This window comes from Klebsiella sp. JN_Kp126 (genome assembly GCF_033843325.1).
Classification (GTDB): Bacteria; Pseudomonadota; Gammaproteobacteria; order Enterobacterales; family Enterobacteriaceae; genus Klebsiella; species Klebsiella michiganensis.
In genome coordinates this window covers 1-24,508 of sequence record NZ_JAWXQV010000099.1, presented here as the reverse complement: position 1 = coordinate 24,508, position 24,508 = coordinate 1, and the positions used below count along the sequence as shown (strand labels likewise).

24 protein-coding genes are annotated in these 24,508 nt (G+C 50.8%); 18 read left to right on the top strand and 6 right to left on the bottom strand.

Annotated elements, in window-relative coordinates:
• Positions 1–10 precede the first annotated feature (10 nt).
• Positions 11–1,384, top strand: coding sequence for an ATP-dependent RNA helicase DbpA (gene dbpA / locus SIK97_RS28115; protein WP_014229118.1), 1,374 nt, complete (start codon positions 11–13; stop codon positions 1,382–1,384).
• A gap of 44 nt (positions 1,385–1,428) precedes the next feature.
• Here dbpA and ttcA read toward each other — a convergent pair whose 3' ends face one another.
• Entirely contained in the window at positions 1,429–2,364 is a 936-nt protein-coding gene (gene ttcA / locus SIK97_RS28110; RefSeq protein ID WP_025107977.1) for a tRNA 2-thiocytidine(32) synthetase TtcA, read from the bottom strand.
• Between the two features lie 203 nt (positions 2,365–2,567).
• Here ttcA and SIK97_RS28105 point away from each other — a divergent pair, with 203 nt between their 5' ends.
• Both SIK97_RS28105 and SIK97_RS28100 read left to right on the top strand, forming a co-directional pair.
• Complete coding sequence (locus SIK97_RS28105) at positions 2,568–2,840, top strand: hypothetical protein (protein WP_057173689.1); 273 nt, start codon at positions 2,568–2,570, stop codon at positions 2,838–2,840.
• 336 nt (positions 2,841–3,176) lie between these two features.
• Positions 3,177–4,115, top strand: a complete 939-nt coding sequence (locus SIK97_RS28100; protein WP_025107976.1) for an omptin family outer membrane protease — start codon at positions 3,177–3,179, stop codon at positions 4,113–4,115.
• A gap of 398 nt (positions 4,116–4,513) precedes the next feature.
• On the opposite strand, the gene SIK97_RS28095 is transcribed toward SIK97_RS28100, so the two are convergent.
• The 5 genes from SIK97_RS28095 to nifJ all read right to left on the bottom strand — a co-directional run bounded on the left by SIK97_RS28095 (position 4,514) and on the right by nifJ (position 10,867).
• A complete protein-coding gene (locus SIK97_RS28095; RefSeq protein ID WP_014229121.1) occupies positions 4,514–4,804 on the bottom strand; it encodes a Bor family protein in 291 nt (96 codons plus the stop codon).
• A gap of 188 nt (positions 4,805–4,992) precedes the next feature.
• A complete protein-coding gene (gene uspF, locus SIK97_RS28090) occupies positions 4,993–5,427 on the bottom strand; it encodes a universal stress protein UspF (protein ID WP_004101601.1) in 435 nt (144 codons plus the stop codon).
• An 82-nt stretch (positions 5,428–5,509) separates the two neighbouring features.
• On the bottom strand, positions 5,510–5,722 hold the full coding sequence (locus SIK97_RS28085; RefSeq protein WP_004850325.1) for a KTSC domain-containing protein: 213 nt from the start codon (positions 5,720–5,722) through the stop codon (positions 5,510–5,512).
• 153 nt (positions 5,723–5,875) lie between these two features.
• Complete coding sequence (gene ompC / locus SIK97_RS28080; RefSeq protein ID WP_009652979.1) at positions 5,876–6,982, bottom strand: porin OmpC; 1,107 nt, start codon at positions 6,980–6,982, stop codon at positions 5,876–5,878.
• A 357-nt stretch (positions 6,983–7,339) separates the two neighbouring features.
• Positions 7,340–10,867 (bottom strand): pyruvate:ferredoxin (flavodoxin) oxidoreductase, encoded by a 3,528-nt coding sequence (gene nifJ, locus SIK97_RS28075; RefSeq protein ID WP_032750138.1) that lies wholly within the window; start codon positions 10,865–10,867, stop codon positions 7,340–7,342.
• A gap of 480 nt (positions 10,868–11,347) precedes the next feature.
• Between nifJ and SIK97_RS28070 the strand changes: the two genes are divergently transcribed.
• From SIK97_RS28070 to SIK97_RS28000, 15 genes are all read left to right on the top strand, one after another.
• Positions 11,348–12,049, top strand: a complete 702-nt coding sequence (locus SIK97_RS28070) for a helix-turn-helix transcriptional regulator (RefSeq protein WP_046877232.1) — start codon at positions 11,348–11,350, stop codon at positions 12,047–12,049.
• 463 nt (positions 12,050–12,512) lie between these two features.
• Positions 12,513–12,875, top strand: coding sequence for a hypothetical protein (locus SIK97_RS28065; RefSeq protein WP_014229124.1), 363 nt, complete (start codon positions 12,513–12,515; stop codon positions 12,873–12,875).
• Between the two features lie 76 nt (positions 12,876–12,951).
• Entirely contained in the window at positions 12,952–13,344 is a 393-nt protein-coding gene (locus SIK97_RS28060; RefSeq protein WP_009653048.1) for a phage holin family protein, read from the top strand.
• The gene (locus SIK97_RS28055; protein ID WP_032749344.1) at positions 13,334–13,606 is read left to right on the top strand and encodes a phage holin family protein; all 273 of its coding nucleotides are present in this window, start codon (positions 13,334–13,336) and stop codon (positions 13,604–13,606) included. Before SIK97_RS28060 ends, SIK97_RS28055 begins: the two co-directional genes overlap by 11 nt.
• Positions 13,607–13,613: 7 nt before the next feature.
• On the top strand, positions 13,614–14,156 hold the full coding sequence (locus SIK97_RS28050) for a glycoside hydrolase family 108 protein (RefSeq protein WP_004850338.1): 543 nt from the start codon (positions 13,614–13,616) through the stop codon (positions 14,154–14,156).
• 55 nt (positions 14,157–14,211) lie between these two features.
• Positions 14,212–14,631, top strand: a complete 420-nt coding sequence (locus SIK97_RS28045; RefSeq protein ID WP_004850340.1) for a hypothetical protein — start codon at positions 14,212–14,214, stop codon at positions 14,629–14,631.
• 119 nt (positions 14,632–14,750) lie between these two features.
• Entirely contained in the window at positions 14,751–15,413 is a 663-nt protein-coding gene (locus tag SIK97_RS28040; RefSeq protein ID WP_057173686.1) for a phage tail protein, read from the top strand.
• Between the two features lie 72 nt (positions 15,414–15,485).
• A complete protein-coding gene (locus tag SIK97_RS28035; protein WP_004850345.1) occupies positions 15,486–15,797 on the top strand; it encodes a phage tail assembly chaperone in 312 nt (103 codons plus the stop codon).
• Positions 15,794–16,105, top strand: coding sequence for a DUF1799 domain-containing protein (locus SIK97_RS28030; RefSeq protein WP_032749343.1), 312 nt, complete (start codon positions 15,794–15,796; stop codon positions 16,103–16,105). The genes SIK97_RS28035 and SIK97_RS28030 overlap by 4 nt, the downstream gene beginning before the upstream one ends.
• Before the next feature lie 84 nt (positions 16,106–16,189).
• Positions 16,190–17,299 (top strand): phage tail tape measure protein, encoded by a 1,110-nt coding sequence (locus SIK97_RS28025; RefSeq protein ID WP_032749342.1) that lies wholly within the window; start codon positions 16,190–16,192, stop codon positions 17,297–17,299.
• A 22-nt stretch (positions 17,300–17,321) separates the two neighbouring features.
• Complete coding sequence (locus SIK97_RS28020; RefSeq protein ID WP_032749341.1) at positions 17,322–17,669, top strand: phage tail protein; 348 nt, start codon at positions 17,322–17,324, stop codon at positions 17,667–17,669.
• Positions 17,666–18,418, top strand: a complete 753-nt coding sequence (locus SIK97_RS28015; RefSeq protein WP_025107965.1) for a phage minor tail protein L — start codon at positions 17,666–17,668, stop codon at positions 18,416–18,418. The genes SIK97_RS28020 and SIK97_RS28015 overlap by 4 nt, the downstream gene beginning before the upstream one ends.
• Position 18,419: 1 nt before the next feature.
• Positions 18,420–19,154, top strand: a complete 735-nt coding sequence (locus tag SIK97_RS28010) for a C40 family peptidase (protein ID WP_032749340.1) — start codon at positions 18,420–18,422, stop codon at positions 19,152–19,154.
• Positions 19,155–19,321: 167 nt separating this feature from the next.
• Complete coding sequence (locus SIK97_RS28005) at positions 19,322–19,936, top strand: tail assembly protein (protein ID WP_004850357.1); 615 nt, start codon at positions 19,322–19,324, stop codon at positions 19,934–19,936.
• 62 nt (positions 19,937–19,998) lie between these two features.
• A partial coding sequence (locus tag SIK97_RS28000) for a host specificity protein J (RefSeq protein WP_319610977.1) occupies positions 19,999–24,508 on the top strand: 4,510 nt, incomplete at its 3' end.

Sequence of the window (24,508 nt, the reverse complement as noted above, 5' to 3'; positions counted from 1 at the left end):
AGAAATAATTGTGACCGCTTTTTCAACTCTGAATGTTTTGCCCGCCGCCCAGCTAACTAACCTGAATGAACTGGGGTATCTTTCGATGACCCCGGTTCAGGCCGCGGCTTTGCCGGCGATTCTTGCGGGTAAAGATGTCCGCGTGCAGGCAAAAACCGGCAGCGGTAAAACGGCGGCATTCGGCCTCGGGCTACTTCAGCACGTTGACGCCTCGCTGTTCCAGACGCAGTCGCTGGTGCTGTGCCCAACCCGCGAGCTGGCGGATCAGGTCGCCGGCGAGCTGCGTCGGCTGGCGCGCTTCATGGCGAATATCAAAATTTTAACCCTCTGCGGCGGCCAGCCCTTTGGCGCCCAGCGCGATTCGCTACAGCATGCGCCGCATATTATCGTTGCTACGCCGGGGCGGTTGCTCGATCACCTGCAAAAGGGCACCGTATCGTTAGATGCCCTACAAACGCTGGTGATGGACGAAGCGGACCGCATGCTGGATATGGGCTTTAGCGATGCCATTGATGAAGTGATCCGCTTTGCGCCGGCTTCGCGCCAGACGCTGCTGTTTTCCGCTACGTGGCCGGAAGCGATAGCGGCAATCAGCGGCCGCGTACAAAACAACCCGCAGACTATTGAAATTGACGCCGTTGATGCACTGCCGGCTATCGAGCAGCAGTTTTTTGAAACCTCGCAACACGGCAAAATCGCGCTGCTGCAAAAGCTGTTGAGCCAGCATCAGCCCGCCTCCTGCGTGGTGTTCTGCAACACCAAAAAAGATTGTCAGGCCGTCTGCGACTCGCTAAACGCCGCCGGGCAAAGCGCGCTGTCGCTGCATGGCGACCTTGAACAGCGCGATCGCGACCAGACGCTGGTGCGCTTTGCTAACGGGAGCGCGCGCGTGCTGGTGGCGACCGATGTTGCTGCGCGCGGGTTAGATATCAAGTCGCTTGAGCTGGTGGTGAACTATGAACTGGCCTGGGATCCAGAGGTTCACGTACACCGTATTGGTCGTACCGCCCGCGCCGGTGAAAGCGGCCTGGCGATTAGCCTCTGTGCGCCGGAAGAGGCGCAGCGTGCAAATATCCTTGCCGAAATGCTGCAAATGAAGCTCAACTGGATGAGTGGGCCGACGAATAGCAGCGTTGTGCCACTGCAGGCAGAGATGGCCACGCTATGCATTGATGGCGGCAAAAAAGCGAAGATGCGCGCGGGCGATGTGCTGGGGGCGTTGACCGGTGATATCGGTCTTGAGGGCGCAGATATCGGTAAAATCGCCGTTCATCCGGCGCATGTCTACGTTGCCGTGCGTCAGGGCGTCGCGCATAAAGCGTTTAAGCAGCTACAAAACGGGAAAATTAAAGGTAAAGCCTGCCGGGTTCGTTTGCTGAAATAAGCGCGGAAAAGGCGTCTCAGGCGCGTGCCTGAGACGCAAAGACGTTATTTTACTTCCACAACGTTCAGGCGCAGCTCATCCAGCTGCGCGTCATCTTCATCCGGCTGCCAGCCGGCCGGCTGCATCGGAATCTCTTCACGATCGAACGCCAGATCGCCGCCGTCAACGACCGCAGAGCCGTGCTGAATGCCTTTAAAGTCGAACAGGTTGACGTCGCTGAGATGGGAAGGCACCACGTTCTGCATCGCGCTAAACATCGTTTCGATGCGCCCTGGATAGCGTTTGTCCCAGTCACGCAGCATGTCGGCAATGACCTGGCGCTGGAGGTTGGGCTGCGAGCCGCACAGGTTGCACGGAATAATCGGAAAACCTTTCGCCTGGGAGAAACGCTCAATATCTTTTTCCCGGCAGTAGGCCAGCGGGCGAATCACGATATGTTTACCGTCATCGCTCATCAGCTTCGGCGGCATCCCTTTCATCTTCCCGCCGTAGAACATATTCAGAAACAGAGTCTGCAGGATGTCGTCGCGGTGGTGGCCGAGGGCGATTTTGGTCGCGCCCAGCTCAGAAGCGGTGCGGTAAAGAATGCCGCGGCGCAGACGTGAGCAGAGCGAGCAGGTGGTTTTACCTTCCGGGATTTTTTCTTTAACAATGCCGTAGGTATTTTCTTCAACAATCTTGTATTCAACGCCCAACTGCTCAAGATATTCTGGCAGGATATGTTCGGGGAAGCCCGGCTGTTTTTGATCGAGGTTGACCGCCACCAGGGAGAAGGAAATTGGCGCGCTTTTCTGCAAGTTGCGCAAAATCTCCAGCATGGTGTAGCTGTCTTTACCGCCGGAGAGGCAAACCATGATGCGGTCGCCTTCTTCAATCATATTAAAATCAGCGATCGCCTCGCCGACGTTACGGCGCAGGCGCTTCTGCAATTTGTCGATATTGTATTTTTCTTTCTTTGTAACTTGCTGATTATCAAGCATTATAAACGTTCTCTGAAACGAAAAGGCATGTAAGGGGCAAAGTTAACTTCACGGTGCAAGCCCGGCGTCAGGCATTGATAGCCGATCGCCGTTCATTTCATCCATCCCTGTACTGTCGACTTTGAACACCATTTATTGCGTTTTCATGCCCCATCTGGTTAACAATGGTTAGCACCGGCTTACAGCAGCCAGCAGGCAAAAGTATGTCGCGTATGGTACGGATTCCGACGACGAATGCCAGCGCGTTTTACGGCGGCTTTCCATCTGCTAACGATAGTGCGGCGAGTTTTGGCCTCAATCCCCCCTCCGGGCAGAAAGACAAACGTCGTTTTCAGGCTCGCCAGCGTCACACGCCCGGTGATGGAGTGTATCTGGTAAAAGGGTGCGAGAATTTATTGTTCGCGATAATCAAAAAGCGTTGGCAAGGTACCTCGATTTTTTTTAAAGCAGGGGCCTTGTTCCTGCTTTTGCCATAATCCGCCAGGATCACGATATAATTATTTGCATCCTGATAATTACACAGCGAAGGTATTTGGCGCAGGTGAATAACAGCGGTAAAGTTTGAGTAAAATAACCTGATGCAGACTGATTCCCTACAACGCCAGAGCAGTTAGATTTTTTCCTGATAATAATCTGAATATGTGCCTACTCAATGGGGTTTTTCCTTGCAAAACGAAGCGCTTATCCAGCCCACATTCTTATTTCTCGGATTATGAATAAGGCAATTACAAAAATTGACAGTTGCCTGATGTTTTTATGAGATTTAAACTTTCACTGCAACTTATGGATTAACTTTGATTATGGGAATAAAAATGAAAAAAAGTACCGTTGCAGTAATGATGATAGCGACTCTTTCAGGATCAGCTTATGCCGAGTCAATGCAGCTAAGCCCAAATTTTTCTGCGGAAAGTTTTACTGTATCGACGTCTGCAGGGATGCTGAGTGGGAAATCACAGGAGAGAGTTTATGACGCGGATACGGGGCGAAAGGTCAGTCAACTTGACTGGAAAATAAAGAATGTCGCCATTGTGAAAGGTGATATCTCATGGGATGCCTACTCCTTTTTGACGCTGACCGCCCGCGGCTGGACGTCGTTGGCTTCAGGTTCAGGACATATGGATGACTATGACTGGATGAACGATAACCAGTCCGGTTGGACAGATCATTCATCTCATCCCAGCACCAATGTCAATTATGCCAATGAATACGATCTCAGCGTGCAGGGCTGGCTTTTCCAGGACGACAATTATAAAGCGGGCGTAATTGCGGGTTATCAGGAAACGCGTTTCAGCTGGACGGCTACCGGAGGTTCTTACAATTATGATAACGGTGCGACGACTGGCAATTTTCCGACCGGTGAGCGTGGGATAGGATACAGCCAGAGATTCTCCATGCCCTATATCGGTCTCGCGGGTCAATATCGTATCAATGACTTTGAGTTTAATGCCTTGTTTAAATTCAGTGATTGGGTCAGAGCTCATGATAACGACGAACACTATATGCGTGAGTTGACCTTTCGCGAGAAATCAACTAATTCGCGTTATTATGGTACATCGGTTGATGCCGGGTATTACATCACGCCTCATGCCAAAGTTTTTACTGAATTCACCTATAGTAAATATGAAGAGGGTAAGGGAGGCACTCAGATTATTGATACCTATAGCGGTGAATCAGCTTCAATTGGGGGAGATGCTGCCGGCATTGCAAATAAAAACTATACCATCACAGCCGGACTTCAATATCGATTCTAAATCATTACCGCCCGTGGATATAGCAAGCAAAACTCGCTAATCCCGGAGCGCGCGATAATCAGTATGGAGTGTCTCCCGCTCTGAGGGCACTCCATTATCCACGGCCATATCACCCGAATGCTTCAGAGGATGGATTGTGGCAGCACAAAGGGATCGCCCGGGAATTGCTAAAAACCGAAGGTAAATGCAAGGCGCTTATCCTCGTGTGCCGGCATTTCATTTATCTCCTCGTATGCTCTACCTGTGGCGCAAAATCCGCCACGAACAAAGATACGCTTCACGAATGCATCAGGTAACCTTCAGGTAGGGGCGCGAAAAGATGAGTTTGTCCGGGCAAAGAGAAGGCAATTGAACCGAAAGGGAAATGGGCAGGCAATGATGATGCCTGCCGCCGGCAATTATTTAGCGCAATAGACGCGCGCTTCACGCGGAGTATAAATACCCAGGGTGACAAAACCCAGCAGGCCGTTGACAAAAGTCTGCTGCACTTCAGTACGGACTACTTTGTCGGCGCCGCCGCAGACTTTGGCAGCATCAATTTGCTTCGACTGGCCAATGCCGCTGACAAAGAAGTGGTGAGTGGTGACCTGCTGAGGTTGAACGGTGACGCCAGGATTTACCGAGAAGCTCTGCTGGGCGCAACCAGAAATAGCGGCTGCGGCGAAAACTACCATAATTAACTTTTTCATTTCATCCCTATAATTGTTGTAAAACATACCCATGTTCGGGCAAAGGTTTTATACAGCAAAATGAAAAAGACACAACGTACTAATTTTTATAGTACCAGGTAAATGATTCCCCTATCTGCGATGCTGCGGGTACGGCCCAGTGCTCAGATTGCGGAAAAAAAGCCCGCACAGCGGCGGGCAGAGTAGGTTTACCGCACGACCAGCACCGAACATTCCGCATGGCGGACAACGGCGGCGGCGTTAGAGCCCAGCAGATAGGTGGTGATATCGGGACGGTGCGAAGAGATAATCACCAGATCCGCGGGGAGAGACTTCGCCATAGCAAGGATTTTATCTTTTGGCGAACCCTCGGAAACGTGTAAATGGACACGGTCTTCCGGAATAGTAAACTTTTTCACAATCTCTTTCAGCCGCGATTCCGATTCGGCTTTGAGGTCATCCATCGCCGGCAGCTCTGCGGTGTAAGCCATTCCCAGCGAAGCGTAATAGGGAAGGGAGGGAATGACGGTCAGGAAATGCACCTCGGCATCATCGATTCTGGCTTCAGCTTCAACATGCTTGATAACGCGATCGGTTAATTCTGTATCGGAAATATCGATGGGCACAAGAATCATTCTGTTCATAAAACCTCCTGTTTAAGTAACCACTTAAAGTGTAGGCCATCCAGTTGATTATTGTACATTGAGCGCAATCACACTTTCGCCATCAGGCACGGCGGCGTTCAGTAAATTTACCTTTGATCACGCCGTCGTAAAAACGGCCTTTAGAAACCACCTGGAGAAAGTCGCGGAAAATGCGCGGCGGGACGCCGAGATACTGTAGGGTTTTGTTATCGCGAAAACGAATTTCAAGAATACCGGAGGACTCATCGTAGGCGATGGAATGGATACGGGATGATTTCACGGGATGATGGTGCATGGCGGGCGTCCTCTACGGCTACGGCGGTTCCTGGTAGCAATATAACATTCATCGGTCGATTATTTTAAAGCAATTGATATATTGTTTTGCTTTGAATGAAGTCGATGGCCGGGAGGGGAAGAGAAAGCCCGCCGTTGCCAGCGGGCCCGCAGATTAGAACTGGTAAACCAGGCCTAAAGCAACCACGTCATCGGTAGAGATGCCGTTGTTGGAATAGAAGCTATCGTCTTCGTCCAGCAGGTTGATTTTGTAATCAACGTAGGTGGACATATTACGGTTGAAGTAATAAGTCGCACCAATGTCAGCATATTTAACCAGATCTTTGTCACCATCGGTTTTGCTCAAATCTTTACCTTTAGACATCAGGAAAGAGACCGCCGGACGCAGACCAAAGTCGAACTGATACTGCGCAGTTACTTCAAAGTTCTGGGTTTTATTGGCGACGCCGTTGCCGTTACCGTATGGCGTCATGTTGCGGGTTTCGGAATACATGGTTGCCAGGTAAATATTGTTGGCATCGTATTTCAGGCCGGTAGTCCAGGCTTCCGCTTTATCGCCCTGTGCGGTAGTTCGGGTCATCTGATCGTTGGTACGGTCAGAAGAGGTGTAGGCGGCGGCAGCGCTGATACCCATACCGAAATCATAAGAAGTTGACAGACCAAAACCGTCGCCGTTGGCGTTACGTACGCTGCGATCGCCGTTGTTGGTGCCTTCGCCGCTGCCGGCGTTTTCATTTTTACCCTGATACTGCAGGGCGAAGTTCAGGCCGTTAACCAGACCGAAGAAGTCATTGTTACGGTAGGTCGCTACGCCGTTAGCGCGGCCGGTCATAAAGTTATCGGCCTGGGTGTAGGAGTCGCCGCCGAACTCTGGCAGCATATCGGTCCAGCCTTCTACGTCGTACAGTACGCCGTAGTTACGGCCATAGTCGAATGAACCGTAGTTAGCGAATTTCAGACCCGCAAACGCCAGACGGGTCCAGGACTGGTTGTCGGCGCCTTCGGTATTGTTCGCCTGAACGTTATATTCCCACTGACCGTAGCCGGTCAGCTGATCGTTAATCTGAGTTTCGCCTTTGAAGCCAAGACGGACGTAGGATTGATCGCCATCTTTAGATGAATCATCGGAGAAATAATGCAGACCATCTACCTTGCCATAGAGGTCCAGTTTATTTCCGTCTTTATTATAAATCTCAGCAGAGTGAGCAGCGCCAGCAGCTAACAATGCCGGGATAACGAGGGCCAGTACTTTTCTTTTCATTTAGACAATCCTTTAACGGTTTTTGTTTTAGCTTCCTCCTGGGAAGTGAACTCATGCTAAATGAGCAAATTAAGATATGGTAAATATCAATTGTTACGATATGAGTAAAATCTAAAATAAATAATTCAACTGAAATGGTGATAATTATAATGAATGATTTTGTGAAATACATACAAAATAAAAATTATACACGGTGATTTTAATATCGTATTATCCGCCCGTTATATGCCTTTTATTGTCATCTAAGAATTTATGTTGCCCTCCGTTCCTGAGAATGGTTTTTATTGAGCGGTAAAATGACAAGCCCGAATGAATATTCGGGCTTTTTTTATGGGTGGCTAAAAAAACGTCAGTAAATTAGCTTTCGGTTGCCGGTTTTTCCACCTTACCGGCCAGCTGGGCAAGGAAGTCATAGCGTTTTTGTAAATCCGCCGTCGCATCCTTCCACAGCTGTTCCGCGACTTCCGGCTGCTGCGCGTTAAGGCGGCGGAAGCGCTGCTCGTTCAGGAGCGTTTCTGCCAGCGCGTCTGACGGCGGACGGGAGTCCAGCGCCAGCGGAAGTTTACCTTCATCGGCGCGACGCGGGTCAAAGCGATACAGCGGCCAGAATCCGGTCGCGGTCAGCTGACGCATCTGATCGTGGCTCAGCGCCAGATCGTAACCGTGTTCTTCGCAAGGGCTGTAGGCAATAATCAGCGACGGGCCCGGATACGCTTCCGCTTCCTGAATCGCTTTTACCGTCTGGTTCAGCTGCGCGCCAAGGGAAATCTGCGCGACGTAAACGTGGCCGTACATCATCATGCTGACGCCGAGGTCTTTGCGCGCCTTGCGCTTACCGTGTTCGCCAAACTTGGTGACCGCCCCCAGCGGGGTGGCTTTTGATGCCTGGCCGCCGGTGTTGGAATAGCATTGGGTATCGAGCACCAGAATATTGACGTTTTCGGTCAGGCTCAGCACGTGGTCAAGACCGCCGAAGCCGATATCGTAGGCCCAGCCATCGCCACCGATTAGCCAGATCGATTTCTCGACCAGCGCGTCGGCGTCGGTTAGCAGCTCTTTCGCGTCGGCTTCATTTGCCAGAACCTTACGCAGCTCGGCCACCTGTTCGCGGCGTACTTCAGGCGTTACTTCCGCGTGCAGCGCGTCGTTAAGCGCGGGCGGAAGTTTATCGGCGAACTGCGACAGCAGACGCATTACGCGCTGACGGTGCTGATCGACGGTGAGGCGGAAACCGAGACCAAACTCGGCGTTATCCTCGAACAGCGAGTTAGCCCACGCCGGCCCGCGGCCGTGGGCATCGGTGGTGTAGGGCGTGGAAGGCAGGTTGCCGCCGTAAATCGATGAACAACCGGTGGCGTTGGCAATCAGCATCCGGTCGCCGTAGAGCTGAGTCAGCAGCTTGATATACGGCGTTTCGCCGCAGCCGGAGCAGGCGCCGGAGTATTCGAACAGCGGGCTGATCAGCTGCGAGGTGCGGATATCGATACGCTCCAGCTTGCTGCGGTCCATTTCCGGCAGATTGAGGAAGTAGTCATAGTTCACTTTCTCTTCTTCAACATGTTCAAGGCGCGACATCATATTGATGGCCTTGATTTCCGGATTCTGCCTGTCTTTGGCCGGGCAAACCTCGACGCAGAGATTACAGCCGGTACAATCTTCAGGCGCGACCTGCAGAACGTACTTCTGGCCGCGCATATCGCGGGATTTAACGTCCAGAGAATGCAGGCTGGCCGGGGCATTTTCCATCGCGTCCGGGGAGACCACTTTCGCGCGGATTGCCGAGTGCGGGCAGGCGGCCACGCAGTGGTTACACTGGGTGCAAAGTTCTTCCTTCCAGATAGGGATCTCTTCGGCGATATTGCGTTTTTCCCAGCGGGTGGTGCCCATCGGCCAGGTACCGTCCGGCGGCAGGGCGGAGACCGGAAGCGCATCGCCGAGCCCGGCCAGCATGGCGGCGGTCACGGTTTTGACGAAATCCGGCGCGGCGTCGGAGACGACCGGCGGGCGGTTCGGGCTGTTGGCATCGACCTGCTGCAGCGGCACTTCCGCCAGCGACTCGCGGGCCAGGGCCAGCGCCTGCCAGTTGCGTTCGACCAGCTCCTGACCTTTGCTGCTGTAGCTTTTAGCAATCGCGCCCTGCAGCTCCGCCAGCGCGCTATCGCCCGGCAGGATCTGCGTCAGATGGAAAAAGGCCATCTGCATGACGGTGTTGATACGCGCTCCAAGGCTACACTCGCGGGCGATTTTTGCCGCGTTAACGATATAAAACCGCGCTTTTTTCTGATTCAGCGTGGCCTGGACTTCCTGCGGCAGACGCGACCAGACCTCTTCGGCGCCGTAAGGCGTGTTGAGCAGGAAAATACCGCCGGGCTTCAGGCGTTCAACCATCTGATACTTGTCGATAAACTGCAGCTGGTGGCAGCCGACGAAATCCGCCTGTGAAATCAGATAGGAAGAACGAATCGGCTTCTCGCTAACGCGCAGATGGGAAACCGTCAGGCCGCCGGCCTTTTTCGAATCATAGACGAAATAGCCCTGCGAGAACCAGGGCGTCGAGTTACCGATAATCTTGATATTGTTTTTGGTGGCCGAGACGCTGCCGTCGCTGCCGAGCCCGTAAAACAGGGCTTCCAGCTTCGCCTCCGACGGCAGCGTGTTTTCTACCAGCGGCAGCGAAAGATTGGTGACGTCATCGTAGATGCCGACGGTAAAGCGCGGCTTGGGTTTAGCGGCGCTCAGTTCGTTGAATATCGCCAGGACGCACTCCGGCCCGAACTCTTTTGAAGAGAGACCGTAGCGGCCGCCAATGGTACGCGGCAGGGTTTCTCGCTCGCCGCGGTTGAAGGCTTCCGCCAGCGCGGTCATCACGTCGAGATACAGCGGCTCAGCCTGGGCGCCCGGTTCCTTGGTGCGGTCAAGCACCGCTACGGCGCGGGCGCTTACCGGCAGCGCTTCCAGCAGGTGGGCTGCGGAGAAGGGGCGGTAAAGACGAACTTTCAGTACACCGACTTTTTCACCGCGGCTCAGCAGTTCATCAACCACTTCCTCACAGGTGCCGATTGCGGAGCCCATAATCACGATAACGCGCTCGGCTTGTGGATGGCCGTAGAACTCAAACGGTTTGTACTGACGCCCGGTGGCGGCGGCAAAATCGTTCATCGCCGTTTCAACGTGCGCGTAAACCGCGTCGTACCACGGGTTAGTTGCTTCACGTGACTGGAAGTAGGTATCCGGATTCGCTGAGGTGCCGCGGATTACCGGATGTTCGGGGTTCAGGGCGCGCTGGCGATGTTCATCGATTTTATCCTGCGGCAGCAGGCTGAGAAGGGTATCGTCCGCCAGCGGGGCGATTTTGTTGATTTCGTGCGAGGTGCGGAAACCATCAAAGAAATGAATAAATGGCACCCGGCTTTGCAGCGTGGCGATATGCGAAATCAGCGCAAAGTCCTGGGCTTCCTGGACGCTGCTGGCGCAGAGCATCGCGCAGCCGGTCTGACGCACGGCCATGACGTCCGAGTGATCGCCGAATATGGAGAGCGCGTGGGTTGCCACGGTGCGGGCGGCGACGTGCAGAACAAACGGCATCAGCTGGCCGGCCAGTTTGTACAGTGTCGGGATCATCAGCAGTAAACCCTGCGATGAAGTAAAAGAGGTCGAGAGGGCGCCGGTTTGCAGCGCGCCGTGTACGGCGCCGATTGCCCCGGCTTCCGACTGCATTTCGACGACGCGGGGAACATCGCCCCAGACGTTTTTCAGCCCGTTGCCCGCCCAGGCGTCCGCCTGCTCCGCCATCGTGGAGCTGGGCGTGATCGGGTAGATGGCGATAACTTCACTGGTGCGAAACGCGACTGAAGCAACCGCGCCATTACCGTCGATAGTGATCATATCAATACTCACATTGCTAAATTTTTGATAAAAAAAGTTTTTATGCCCATTGATACACGCTGAGCACTCGCTGAGCTCTTCTGCGAAACCGCTATCGGCGCGATTCCACCGGTAGCGGAAAGTTCGTATCTCACCTGCCTGGTAACGGGGTTGCGTTACCTGCATCGCTACGGGCAGGGGGACCGGGTTTGTGAATCACTGTTTAAGTATAGACCCCAGAGGAACATGATTTTTTGATCTCCAGTAGCGACAAAATCCATAGTTCAGATAAATTAATTCAAGGTATTACATAGGTGCCTACGTATGAACGACACCCTACACCAAAATCAGTGGCGTCATTTTTCCATAAGTAGCAGTGTGGCGAATTTCGCCAGTCAAAGCCTCCTGACCGACAACACTGTCTTAATTACCTGTAGGTAATTTATTCGAGTTTTGCTATATTTTAGATACCTGATGGTAAATGGCGTTAGAATCATTGCGATGGATAAATACGAAATCAGACGACAGCGCTTGCTCTATATCCGTGATAATTTATGCGGCGGTAAGGCTGTTGATGTGGCCCGAACCCTTGGACGGGAGCCTTCTTACGTCTCAAGGATGCTCTACCCCGAAGGCAAAAAGCAAAAGAAAAGGATAGCTGACGAGATGGTCGAACTTATTGAATCTTCGTTCAATCTGCCCCGTGGATGGATGGACGGTATCACCGGTAATATTGATATCGAGCGAGAACCGGTAGAGGATTCGCCGCAGATGCCATATGTCATTGAGGTTCTGGATGCCCAGGCCAGCGCAGGGCCGGGCTGCATTGTCTCCAGTGAGGTTGATGAAACGGTGAATAGCATCACCTATGACTCTGCCGGCGCGCTGCGGCTTTTTGGTAACCGGCCCGCAGAGCATATCAAGGTGATCACGGTCTCCGGCGATAGCATGTCCGGCACCATTGAGACCGGTGACTACATTTTTGTCGATGTCTCGAAAGACTACTTTGAAGGTGACGGCATTTATGTCTTTTCTTTTAAAGGCGCGGTGCTGGTGAAACGTCTTCAGTTCACGGCGGATGGGCTGCTCGTTCACTCGGATAACAGCAAATATGCGGACTGGACGATTGGCGAAAGCCATGAACAGTATCTGAAGATCATTGGTCGCGTGATTTATAGCCACAGCGTTAAACGCTTTGTTTAAAGGCGTTCATTGCCGCGCAGCTTCGCCATCCTGTTTCTGTCATAAACCCTGAGCTCAGCCATAAGCATTACCCGGGTATGCCACCTGTACGCCGGGCATACCTGCGGCTTCTCACCCCTCAATCCTGTGACCCGCTGTTCAACACTACCCGCCTCGGACCTTTTCAGCTGTTTTTACGCGGCATACCACTTTTTTTTCAAAAATATTTTCAATATTTTCAATTGGTTAATGTGTTTTTGTCATAAAGTATACCTATGGGTATTTATTTTTAAATAACCCTGAGGTATTCTTCTGTCATCAGCTTGATAGGCAGCACTATCCGGATGATGAAATACAACGATTCATAACTGAATCTACGTGGCTGAAAAGCCAGCGCCATGGCGCAGTGCGCTTTGGGGTGAAGCCATTGGCAAGGATCCGATTGCCGAAGGCATTCCGCCAAAGCCCATTAAAGGAGACCGCAATGTCCCGTAAAACCGCGTTTAATGGCTCCGCTGCGGGCCGACGTCGCGCGCAGCGCTCCCACTTACAAAATCCGCAAACGCTCAGTTCAGATCTTATCCATCGGCCCACTCCGTCCCGCGCTCAGATTCAGGCAAAAGGGAAGCACCATACGCCTGAACGTATTGAGGACGCATTGCCGATTAAATTTGTGGCACAGGATATTTTTTGGCAGCGCGAGGAATATAAACGGCAAATTGAGCGAGCGACCATCATTTATCAGCAAGAATTTGCACACCAGTATGCGCAGCCAGGAACCTGGCTCTTCCAGAGGGCAATTTATGCGCTTGGTTTGCAAAAAAGAAAGAAAGTAACGGCGAGGTAACGCCTTAGTGCCAGGAAAAATGACCCTGCGCTTCGTTATTTACCATCATAACTCATAGTGAAAGAAGGGAGGGTATATGTCCGATCCTGTTTCCGGTACGTCGATAATTGTTGCTGGTGGATTAATGGGCGCTGGTATGTTTGGCCTGGTGACAGGTATTGATTATGGCGTTGTTTTTGGGGCTTTTGCCGGCGCGGTATTTTATGTTGCGACGGCGGTTAATATCACGCGTTTTAGACTCGCTGCCTATTTTATGACTTCTTTTATTGTCGGTGTTCTGGGCTCCGGGTTAATTGGTACGAAGCTGGCTATCTGGACCGGATACAATGAACGACCTTTAGACGCGTTAGGCGCCGTGCTGATATCCGCGCTGATTATTAAGATACTCACGTTCCTGAATAATCAAGAACTAACCGACCTCTACAAAATACTAACCCGCAACAATAGTGGGCGCCCGAATGGGAAATGAACTTCCCGCGCTGCTTAATGCCGTTCTCTGCGCTTTGATCACCCTAACCTTAATGTTTTATCGGCGCGCCCGGTACAGGAGGTATCGACCATGGATATCGTATACGGCTTATTTGCTGGTAATCACCTATGCCAGCATACCGTTTCGTTATCTCTTCGGCTTGTATACGTCGACCCACTGGTTGGTTGTTACCGTGAATTTTTTTGTCTTTATTGCCGTGTTCCTGGTGAGGGGGAATATTGCGCATTTAATCGATAAATGAGGAATAAATGAATAAAGATGAGATTTTTAATGCCATTCTGGAAAAGGAGGGCGGTTATGTAAATCATCCTGATGATAAAGGAGGTCCGACAAACTGGGGGATTACTCAAGTCACCGCACGGGCTCATGGTTATGATGGCGATATGCAAAAACTGACGCGCCAACAGGCGCTGGATATTCTCAACGCTGACTACTGGATTGCGCCCCGGTTCGATCATGTTGCTGAAATATCTACCGCGATCGCTGAAAAACTGTGTGACGCCGGGGTCAATATGGGGCCTGTTCTGCCGGGTAAGTGGCTTCAACGCTGGTTAAACGCTTTTAATCATCGTGGAGTACTTTATCCGGATCTTATAACCGATGGTGTTATTGGCCCCAGGACCTTAAATGCCTTGAGCCATTATGTTATTCGAAGAGGCAGTGAAGGGGAGCTTGTACTGCTCCGGGCATTAAACTGTAGCCAGGGGCAGTATTATCTGGAGTTAGCAGAAAAAAGTGAGGCTAATAAATCATTTATATATGGTTGGTTAAGGGCTCGGATAGCTATGTAATTTTCTGTTTTATTAATCTAATTTGTTCAGTAACTGAAATCTGGAGAAAGTGAATATGTATACATCTAATGATTTAACCCTCTCAATGTTTTACTCATCTGCCATTGCTGAGGAAACTGGTAATAAAGTCGCAACGCTCACCGTTCAAACCATGGGGCCATCAGCGGAAATTTTACAAATCAGTAAGTTGCACTGCATTACTGATGAAAATAAAGCGAAACGTTATAGTATTGGCGAGCAGTTTATTGCTAATGGCTCCGACTCTCTTCTCGCCGCTATTGAAACCTGGTGGCGTGATAATTCTGCGGCTCTCATTGAAGAGTTAATGATTGAAGTTATGGATTTTATTTTGAGTAATGTTAACCAAAATGCAACCTGGATCGGCCAGTATGGTATGAAAATTTTTGAAAATGAGCCGGTGGCAAAACGTATCCCTGATAGCGTATTACAGAACGGCAGCCACACAAATTCCTGAAAAGTGATGTGGTGTTAAAGCGTAATCACTATGGCGCAACAATAAGTCATAATTAAACAAGCTATTCGCATTGATAAAATGCATTCAAATATTTAAATATCAATAATGGAGATATTATTATGGGTTTTGCTCTGCCTAATGGCTCAACCGTTTTTGTTGGTTCCGGTCTTGGTTCTCCCGTATCTGTGAGTACGGTTTCCAATGCTGAAGGTGCGGTATTTACCGTTGCTGAAAATCATAACCTTAAGGTTGATGATGTCGTGCTGATTTCTTCGGGTTGGGGTGTAATCGATGGTTTAGTTGCCAGAATCACCGCACAAACAACAAATAGCGTAACCATTTCGGTCATTAACTCCAGCGACCGGAATTTTTTCCCGGCTCATGCCGGTGGCGGGAAATTACAGAAAATCACGGAGTGGATTGAGATTCCACAGATTACGGAAGTCGCGCAGTCGGGTGGTGAACAGCAGTATGCACAGGTACAGTTTCTGGCAGACGATCGCCAGCGTAATATTGGCACCTTTAAGGCGGCTAAAAGCCAAACCTTTACCTTAGCGCATGATGCTTCTTTACCGATCTATAAAGTATTGGGCATGGCGGATCGCTACGGCCAGGTGTTACCGCTACGCATGTTTGTGCCTAATGCGAAGGAGTATCGCTATTGGTCCGGCGTTCCGTCATTTGATCCGCAACCAGTGACCGCGGTGAATAGCGTTGAAACTGTACAAGTCGCGTTTTCCATTCACTCTCGGGATATTACTTTCTATAAATCGGAAGATTAATCGTTCTCCTTATCTGTGGAACATAAATTAAATTCAACTGGGCTCCTGCGGGAGCCTTTTTTAAGGGTATTTATGAGCGCTATTTTCAAATTACAACCTAACCCTGTTTTTAAAGCTGATGTTGCTATTCCTCGTGCCGGTGAAGAAGACGGAGTGCTGAATTTTACGTTTAAGCATCGGCCAATAAAAGAACTGGCAGAGCTAGAAGATATTGACGAAAAAACGGTCTGTGATTTCTTACTGGAGATCGTCGACGGCTGGGCATTATCTGAACCCTGTACGCGAGAAAATATGGGCGTGCTGGTAGATAACTATCCGGGGGCCGTTAAAGCAATAATGGCTACTTATTATCAGGAGCTGACGGGAAATCGCGAAAAAAACTGATTGCGGTTGCCTCTGCATTCTATACGCCTGAACCATCAGCGGATGAGCTAAGCGCATTCGGTCTGACAGCCGAAGACTATGACGATATTGTCATCAACGTCTGGCCCGATATCTGGCCTGCGTTTGTGGTCTTTCGCACGGCCAGCACGCAGTGGCGCACCAGTCCAGGAGGGGTTATCGGTCTGGACTACAGTGTCCTCGCATGGCTCATGAGGGTTTATGATATAGCTGATGAGGTAACCGCAATAAACGATATTCAGGTAATGGAACGGGTGGCCTTGAATATCCTGAATAAACTACAGAACTAGCCTGGGTTTTAGCAGAAGTATGTTCACATTATTAATCAATGTAAACCAGATAAGTAGTTGGTTTATTCTTTCAGGAGATAATCAATGGCGGGTGATACAACAATAACACTGCGCATGAATAACAGTGAACTGGAAAAAAGCAATCAGCTTCTGGATAAATATCAACAGAAAGTAACTGTCGCCAGCCGTAAAAGTGAAGAGTTTAATAAGACTTTTCGTGCTGCAACAGATATCCAGAAAAAGCATACGGATGGCCTGAAAAGGTTAATACAGACGTTACCCCTTCCTCCAGCCAGAATGGGATCCATACTTCAGGATATGATAAAGAAATCTGAGGATGAGACCTACAATATAACGTCAGGCTCTAAAAGTTACTGGGATTCACTGGCAGGAATATGTAGCCCTCCAAAAGAAGAACTGGGTAATACGCCAAAAGTTTTTCGCCCAGGCGCAAATATGGAAGAGCGTTCTGACGATGATACGGAAAAAGGGGGGAAGAGCGATTGGCTCGGCGGTTTAATGGCAGGAGCCAAAGAGGCGTGGGATAAATTCCTTAAGGATGGAGAAAACGTTCATGGCAAGCTTAAGGATTTAGCTAAAGACGCTTTTAGCTCAATGGGAAACTCGCTGGTGGAATATATAACCACAGGAAAGGCGAATTTTAGTGATTTCCTGATGACCTTTCTGAAAGGGACGCTGAAGATGCTTAGCCAATTATTGTTGGTAAAAGCCATGCAGGCTTCCTTTAACGCGATGTCGAATTCCGGCATTGGCTGGGTAGCATCCATCGGTAAAGTTTTCACGGGCCACTCCGATGGCGGCTATACCGGCGACGGGGGTAAATATGAGCCGAGAGGGATTGTTCATGGCGGCGAATTTGTTTTTACCAAAGAGGCGACCTCGGCGATAGGGATTGGCAACCTTTACGCCATGATGCGCGGTGCGCAGGGGTATGCGGGCGGCGGCTATGTGGGAACGGCATCAATGCTGGGACTGGGTTCTTCAGGCGCAGGGCCACTGACCATTCAGACCTCAGTACTTATTCAGAATCAGGGCTCAGAACCGCAGGCGGCCGACAATAACGGCGCGTTAAATCGCGCCTGGCAGCAGACGATAGACCGTTCCGTTCGCGCTGGCGTGGCAAATGAATTGAGGCCTGGTGGCCTTATCTGGAATGCAAACCACGCACGTTAATTTTTTGATTCCCGGAGAAGATATGGCAATAGAAACCTTTACCTGGCGAACGCAAATACAAGCGGGTTTGCAGGGGGATTTTAATTTCACCGTTCGCGAGGCTCGTTTTGGCGACGGATATCAGCAGATCGTCGGCGATGGTCTACATTTTGAAAAACAAAGCTGGCCAGTGACCTTGACCGGAGAAAAGGAAGAGATATTAGCCGTGCTTGAATTTATGCGGCGTCATGTAACGAAGTCGTTTATCTGGGATAACCCTGCGGGGGAATCCGGGCTTTATCGTGTTAGCGCCGATTCACTAAAACTTTCGCCATTATCGAGTCAGATAATGACGGTAACCGCCACATTTAACCAGGCATATGCACCATGATTACAGCTGATTATCAAAAACTTGAACCCGGGAGTGAAATACGTTTACTGGAAATTGATGGCAGCGTCTTTGGCATGGATGATGTCTTATATTTCCACGGGCACAGTATCGCCCATAGCGAAGCTGAAATCCAGGCTGCTGGAGGGGACGAAACGCGTTTGCCTGCAAAATCCATTTGGTGGCAGGGCAATGAATATATGCCATGGCCTTGTATTATTGACGGGATTGAATCTTCTACCAGCGGTCGGGACGCGCAACCATCGCTGAAGGTGGCAAATATTGATGCTTCGATTACCGCGCTGTGCTTGTATTACGATGACCTGGTTCAGGCGAAAGTCACCATTCACGATACGCTGGCAAAATATCTCGACGCACGTAATTTCCCTGAAGGTAATGCGAGAGCCGACCCCACGCAGGAAAAACGAAAAGTCTTCTTTATTGATGCCAAAAGTGAGGAGACCAATGAAGCGATTGAGTTCACGCTTGCCAGTCCAATGGATTTGCAAGGAATAATGATCCCAACGCGTCAGCTGCATTCTATCTGTACCTGGTGTATCAGGAATAAATACCGCAGCGGCGATGGTTGTGATTATACAGGCCAGCGATATTTTGATAACAATAATACACCTGTTACCGATCCGGCGCTGGATGTTTGTAACGGCACTTTGTCGGCCTGTAAATTACGCTTTGGCGAAGACAATGAGCTGCCTTTTGGTGGTTTTCCCGGCACGTCTTTAATTCGGAGCTAACATGCGCCAGAAAGTTATCAGGGCTATTCAGGTGCATGCTCAGGAGCAATATCCTCGAGAATGCTGCGGTGCGATTGCCCAAAGGGGGCGGGTAGAGCGCTATTTCCCCTGTCGTAATATTGCCGATGACCCCCAGGAGCATTTTGTTCTTGCGCCAGAGGATTTTGCACGGGTAGAGGATTGGGGCACCGTAACGGGGATCGTCCACAGTCACCCCGACGCGACGACCCAGCCAAGCGAGCTGGATAAGGCTCAGTGTGACGCGATGTTGTTACCCTGGCATATTTTCAGCTGGCCGGAAGGCGATTTTCGTACCATTTATCCGCGAGGAGAATTGCCGCTGCTGGAACGTCCGTTCGTGCTTGGCCATTATGATTGCTGGGGACTGGTAATGAGCTATTTTCGCCAGCAGCATAATGTTGAGTTGACGGATTATCGTGTGGATTATCCGTGGTGGGAAGATGGCTACCCTGATAACTTTTATCATGATTGTTGGTATCAATGTGGCTTTCGCGAGTTTGATGGCCCGCCGCAGCCGGGAGATATGATTATCATGCAGGTACAGGCAAATAAGTGGAATCATGCGGGTATTCTCCTTGAGGGAAATATGCTGCTGCATCACCTGTATGGTCATTTAAGCCAGCGAGTGCCGTATGGGGGATACTGGCAGGAAAGAACGGTGAAAGTTTTGCGCTATCATATTAATGATAATGCGTTGACTAATGAAAAAATCTGAAAGACGTTGGGATTTTAAATCACCCGATATGAAATGCGTTAGCAAGTGAATGTGATTCAACATCAGAGGGCTGGACTTGCTCTCGAGTCAACTCAGCGTACGATATTATCAATGGCGGAATAGATACTTATGATTTATTCATAATGTCTGCTGCAGATGGAGTATTTATGCAAGAACATATGGTCAGAATAGAGTTGGGCGGTATTCTTGGTAAGAAATTTGGCAAATCTCATTGTCGGATGGTGGCAACGGCATCTGAAGCGATAAGGGCTTTATGTTGTACTATCAATGGATTTGAAAAATTCATGAACAACAGCAAAGCTATGGGATTAACCTATGCTGTTTTTAAAGGAAAGAAAAATATTAGCGAGGATGATATTCCTTTCCCCATCAACGATAAAGTAATACGAATTGTTCCTGTCGTTATTGGTAGTAAAAAAGCTGGCGTGCTACAGACGATATTAGGTGTTGCATTGATCGCGGTCGCTTCAATCGCCACTATGGGCACTGGAGGGATATTCGCCGCGATTGCTGCCGGCTCCGGGTGGGGAAGTGCCGCAATGCTGGGGGCCTCAATGGTACTTGGCGGCGTTCTTCAGATGCTCTCTCCTCAGGTTCCAGGTTTAGCCAGTCAACAATCTCCTGAAAATAAAGCCTCCTACGCATTTGGCGGGGTCACGAACACCACCGCTCAGGGATATCCGGTACCGTTGTTATACGGCAAGCGGCTTATCGGCGGGGCAATTATTTCAGCGGGAATTTATGTAGAAGACCAGCAGTAAAATATCCGGCTTCTCTCATTTCAGACCACCTTTGAGGTGGTTTTTTTATGGACAAAATATCTATGACACAGCATCTCATTAAAGGTTGTAAGGGCGGGAGTTCAAGCCCGCGTACCCCAACGGAACAGCCTGATGATTTACAGTCTGTTGCGAAAGCAAAAATTCTCATTGCGCTGGGCGAGGGTGAATTTGCCGGTGCGCTTACCGCAAAAGATATTTACCTTGATGGTACGCCGCTGGAAAATTCCGACGGCTCGCAAAATTTTAGCGGCGTCGCCTGGGAGTTTCGACCGGGAACTCAGGCACAGAATTACATCCAGGGGATCCCCGGTTCAGAAAATGAAATTAACGTAGGAGTGGAAGTCTCCAGCAAAACGGCCTGGTCCCGCTCTTTTAGTAATACCCAGCTTTCCGCCGTCCGCCTGCGCTTAAAATGGCCATCTTTACTGAAACAGGAAGATAATGGCGATCTGGTAGGGAACGCCGTCAGCTATGCCGTTGATTTGCAAACCGATGGTGGTAGCTGGCAGACGGTGCTGGAGAGTGCGGTAAGCGGAAAGACCACTTCCGGCTATGAACGATGCCACCGCATTGATCTCCCCCGGGCGACGACGGGTTGGGTTTTGCGCCTGCGTAAGGTCACGGAAGACGCAAATACCTCAAAAACTGGCGATGTTATGATGCTGCAAAGTTATGCTGAGGTGCTTGATGCAAAACTACGCTATCCCAACACTGCCCTGCTTTACGTTGAATTTGACTCTCGTCAGTTTAATGGCTCTATTCCAAAAATTGCCTGCAGTCCTCGCGGGCGGGTGATCCGCGTTCCTGATAACTATGACCCGGAAACCCGCCAATATTCAGGCATCTGGACCGGAGCATTCAAATGGGCGTGGACGGATAACCCGGCCTGGATTTTTTATGATCTGATCGTCAGCGATCGTTTTGGCCTGGGGAATCGTCTTACCTCAGAAAATATTGATAAATGGACGTTGTATCAGGTAGCACGATATTGCGATGAACCCGTCCCCGATGGTAAAGGTGGGGAGGGTACCGAGCCGCGCTATTTATGTAACGTCTATGTTCAGGATCGCAACGATGCCTATACGGTGTTACGCGATTTTGCGGCCATTTTCCGTGGCATGACCTGCTGGAGTGGCGATCGGGTGATTGCTCTGGCGGATATGCCTCGTGATATTGATTACACCTATACCAGGGCTAACGTCATCAATGGTCGTTTTCACTATGCCAGCAGCAGTAGCAAAACGCGCTATACCAACGCGCTCGTCTCATGGTCTGATCCAGAGAATGAGTATGCGGATGCGATGGAGCCGGTTTTTGAGCAGCCGCTTGTCGCCCGCTATGGATTTAATCAGCTAGAACTTACGGCGATTGGCTGTACCCGTCAGTCGGAGGCCAACCGTAAAGGGCGTTGGGGAATTCTGACCAACAATAAAGATCGCGTAGTGACTTTTTCAGTCGGACTGGACGGTAATATTCCACAACCCGGCTATATCATTGCGGTGGCGGACGAAATGCTGGCGGGAAAAGTCAACGGTGGCCGTACCCGCGAAGTGGATGGCTGCGTTATTACGCTCGATCGTAAAACGGAAGCGAAAGCCGGGGACCGTCTGTTATTGAACCTGCCATCGGGGGGGACGCAAGGCCGAACCATTGAGAGCGTCGATGGACACGTCGTCACCGTCACCGCTGAATATGCCGAAAGACCAGAACCGGAATGCGTATGGGCCATTGAGTCTGACTCTCTGAGGGTCCAGCAATATCGTGTTGTGGGTGTTAAAGATAATAACGATAGCACCTTTACAATTTCCGCAGCCGCTCACGATCCGGATAAATACGCCAGGATTGATTCCGGTGCGATTATTGATAGTCGGCCAATCAGCGTTATTCCTCCAGGGAAGCAAAGCGCGCCAGCTAATATCGTTGTTGAGTCTTATTCCGTGGTTAATCAGGGGATTAGCGTTGAAACGCTGCAGGTTCACTGGACGGCAGTACAGAATGCCATTGCTTATGAAGCACAGTGGCGCCGCAATGAAGGCAACTGGATAAACGTGCCCCGGAGTTCCGTTGCCTCGTTTGATGTCAGCGGAATTTATGCCGGCCGATACATCGTAAGGGTGCGCGCTATCAATGCCGCGGAAGTGTCGAGCGGCTGGGCATATTCGCAAGAGAAAACGCTGACCGGCAAAATCGGCCTGCCTTCGGCACCTGTTTCGCTGACCACAACATCCCTTCTGCATGGCGTTCAACTAAACTGGGCGTTCCCGGAGGGAAGTGGCGATACGCAAAAAACCGAGCTGCAGTACAGCCCAAATCCAACCGGCAACGGCGCGATGGCGCTTTCTGACGTAACGTATCCGGGAAACTCGTATCAGCAGATGGGCCTGCAGATTGCGGCGACGTTCTGGTACCGGGCACGCATTGTCGATCGCCTTGGTAACGAAAGTCCGTGGACCGTCTGGGTGCAGGGGATGGCCAGCGACGATATCGGGGAGTATTACGACAAGCTGACCGACGCAATTAAGGACACCGAAGCCTGGCAAGAATCTCAGCGGGATATGGAGGAAACCCACAAAACGCTGACGGAAACCGCTGATGCCATCCGTGAAGAGGTCGAGCAGCAGGTTAACGAAATAAACCAGAGCATTAATGAGACCGCCGGGGGGATCCGTAAGCAGGTTGATGGGCAGATAGCGACGGTCAATAAGTCGATAACAGAGAATATTGACCTCGTTAATCAGACCCTCAATGACACCATCTCGACAGTAAACAAAAGCATCAACGATGCTGTGAGTGATATTAATACTTCCGTCGACCAGCAGATAGCAGATGTCAATAAAGCCCTGACTGCGGGGGACTCGGCGTTAAAATCCCAGCTGCAGACGGTTGAAAACGGCCTGAAACAGTCCATTGCTCAGGCAAATACGGGCTGGGATAAAGCGGTAAAACAGGAGACCGCTGACCGCATTGCGGACGTCAACGCGAAAGCGGCGCAGGCGGCAGACCAGTTGCTCAATGAAAAAAATGAGCGGGTGGCCGCCATCGAGTCAACTCAACAAATAATACAGGATATTAATAACTCCCTGGCCACGCAGATGGCTCAGATTTCGGCGGGTACCGGGGAGCAGTTCGACAGTCAAGCTATCTGGTACTTCGATAACGATCGTGAAGGATGGACATCCAACGGAGGCATACCTTCAGTTATTGAAAATGGCTGGCTGAGGCCGACAAATCATGCGACCGATGCTTATATCACATCTCCTGTAATCAGTATTAGTGGCAGGGCTTATCGCTTTCTGAAGTTGCGATTGAAGAAAACGGGCACACCTGTGTGGAGTGGCCAGGTTCGTTGGCGTTATGAAGGGCAGACGTTCAATGACAGCCGCATGCTGACCGTGGCGGAGCCGGACTATGATAGTAGCGGCAGGGCTGTCCTCAGTATTCAGGATATCCCTTGGGGAAGTGCCGATGGTAAACCGGTGATCCAGTTCCGGCTTGATTTAACATTGGATCAATCTGATGAGAACTTCATTACCATTGACTGGATTGCCGTTGGCCGACCGACTCCGGGAGCCAGTACGGCAGCATTGCGCGAAGAAGCAACAACCCGTGCTAATGCAGATGCGGTAGAAGCGACAAAGAGAACTACGCTGGCCGCGCAGATACGCGGGACGAGTGAGAGTAATGATCTGGCTGACCTGAGTTCCGGTCTGTTGTTTCAGGAGATGAACGCGCGTATCACCGCTGATAAAGCAGAGGTGACGGCCAGAGAATCGCTGCAGGCGCAGTTCAACGACAATAAATCCTCGGTGGTGGAGGAACTGAGCTCCCTGACGACAGCGCAGAGCGCGCAGGCCAGCAAAATTAGCGGTCTGGAAACCAGTCTGGGTAAAAAAGCCGACGCAACCGCGCTCCAGACGCTGACGCAAAAGGTCGAACAGCAGGGCACCACGTTAACCAGCCAAGGAAATACGCTGACCTCGCTGTCTAACCGCGTCGGGAAAACGGAATCGGGCGTGGCCGCAAACAGCAACGCCATCACAGGTCTGCAGTCTACTGTCAGTCAGCAGGAAGATAAGCTCACCAGCCAGGGTTTGTCTCTAACAAAGTTGACGAACGATCTGTCAGCAACAAATGCCAACGTCAGCAAGAAAGCGGATGCAAGCGCGCTGCAGACGCTGCAGAACACGGTCACGCAGCAGGGGGGGACGCTGACCACTCAGGGCAGCGCGATCGTCTCGCTGGAAAACTCACTGAATGCGCTGGATGTGGGTGGGGCGAACCAGATCCCCGATTCCGGCAGTCTGATCAGATATGGCAACGTGAGTACGGATAAATATAACGGAAACGGCGTGATGGCCTTCACGCTGAAAGCCGGAGCAGCATACCGTGACCTTATCAGTATCAACCTGTCCGCGCCGGTGGACGGAACCGAGTACGTTCTGAGTTTTTACGCGAAGGCGGCGATAAACGGGCAGAAGGTCCGGAGCCATTTCTATAGCCCGAACAGCACGAAAAAGGCGGTGAGCAGCCAGGGGAACACGTTTACCAATT

What these genes read in the sequence shown, in the direction of transcription:
- SIK97_RS28050 (WP_004850338.1), top strand. Translation starts at nt 13,614, where the DNA reads ATGAATAAAGATGAGATTTTTAATGCCATTCTGGAAAAGGAGGGCGGT.
- ompC (WP_009652979.1), bottom strand. Translation starts at nt 6,982, where the DNA reads ATGAAAAGAAAAGTACTGGCCCTCGTTATCCCGGCATTGTTAGCTGCT.
- SIK97_RS28085 (WP_004850325.1), bottom strand. Translation starts at nt 5,722, where the DNA reads ATGCACCATCATCCCGTGAAATCATCCCGTATCCATTCCATCGCCTAC.
- SIK97_RS28060 (WP_009653048.1), top strand. Translation starts at nt 12,952, where the DNA reads ATGTCCGATCCTGTTTCCGGTACGTCGATAATTGTTGCTGGTGGATTA.
- SIK97_RS28035 (WP_004850345.1), top strand. Translation starts at nt 15,486, where the DNA reads ATGAGCGCTATTTTCAAATTACAACCTAACCCTGTTTTTAAAGCTGAT.
- SIK97_RS28055 (WP_032749344.1), top strand. Translation starts at nt 13,334, where the DNA reads ATGGGAAATGAACTTCCCGCGCTGCTTAATGCCGTTCTCTGCGCTTTG.
- SIK97_RS28065 (WP_014229124.1), top strand. Translation starts at nt 12,513, where the DNA reads ATGTCCCGTAAAACCGCGTTTAATGGCTCCGCTGCGGGCCGACGTCGC.
- nifJ (WP_032750138.1), bottom strand. Translation starts at nt 10,867, where the DNA reads ATGATCACTATCGACGGTAATGGCGCGGTTGCTTCAGTCGCGTTTCGC.
- SIK97_RS28040 (WP_057173686.1), top strand. Translation starts at nt 14,751, where the DNA reads ATGGGTTTTGCTCTGCCTAATGGCTCAACCGTTTTTGTTGGTTCCGGT.
- SIK97_RS28045 (WP_004850340.1), top strand. Translation starts at nt 14,212, where the DNA reads ATGTATACATCTAATGATTTAACCCTCTCAATGTTTTACTCATCTGCC.
- SIK97_RS28070 (WP_046877232.1), top strand. Translation starts at nt 11,348, where the DNA reads ATGGATAAATACGAAATCAGACGACAGCGCTTGCTCTATATCCGTGAT.
- SIK97_RS28095 (WP_014229121.1), bottom strand. Translation starts at nt 4,804, where the DNA reads ATGAAAAAGTTAATTATGGTAGTTTTCGCCGCAGCCGCTATTTCTGGT.
- SIK97_RS28010 (WP_032749340.1), top strand. Translation starts at nt 18,420, where the DNA reads ATGCGCCAGAAAGTTATCAGGGCTATTCAGGTGCATGCTCAGGAGCAA.
- SIK97_RS28105 (WP_057173689.1), top strand. Translation starts at nt 2,568, where the DNA reads ATGTCGCGTATGGTACGGATTCCGACGACGAATGCCAGCGCGTTTTAC.
- SIK97_RS28005 (WP_004850357.1), top strand. Translation starts at nt 19,322, where the DNA reads ATGCAAGAACATATGGTCAGAATAGAGTTGGGCGGTATTCTTGGTAAG.
- SIK97_RS28020 (WP_032749341.1), top strand. Translation starts at nt 17,322, where the DNA reads ATGGCAATAGAAACCTTTACCTGGCGAACGCAAATACAAGCGGGTTTG.
- ttcA (WP_025107977.1), bottom strand. Translation starts at nt 2,364, where the DNA reads ATGCTTGATAATCAGCAAGTTACAAAGAAAGAAAAATACAATATCGAC.
- SIK97_RS28025 (WP_032749342.1), top strand. Translation starts at nt 16,190, where the DNA reads ATGGCGGGTGATACAACAATAACACTGCGCATGAATAACAGTGAACTG.
- SIK97_RS28015 (WP_025107965.1), top strand. Translation starts at nt 17,666, where the DNA reads ATGATTACAGCTGATTATCAAAAACTTGAACCCGGGAGTGAAATACGT.
- SIK97_RS28100 (WP_025107976.1), top strand. Translation starts at nt 3,177, where the DNA reads ATGAAAAAAAGTACCGTTGCAGTAATGATGATAGCGACTCTTTCAGGA.
- uspF (WP_004101601.1), bottom strand. Translation starts at nt 5,427, where the DNA reads ATGAACAGAATGATTCTTGTGCCCATCGATATTTCCGATACAGAATTA.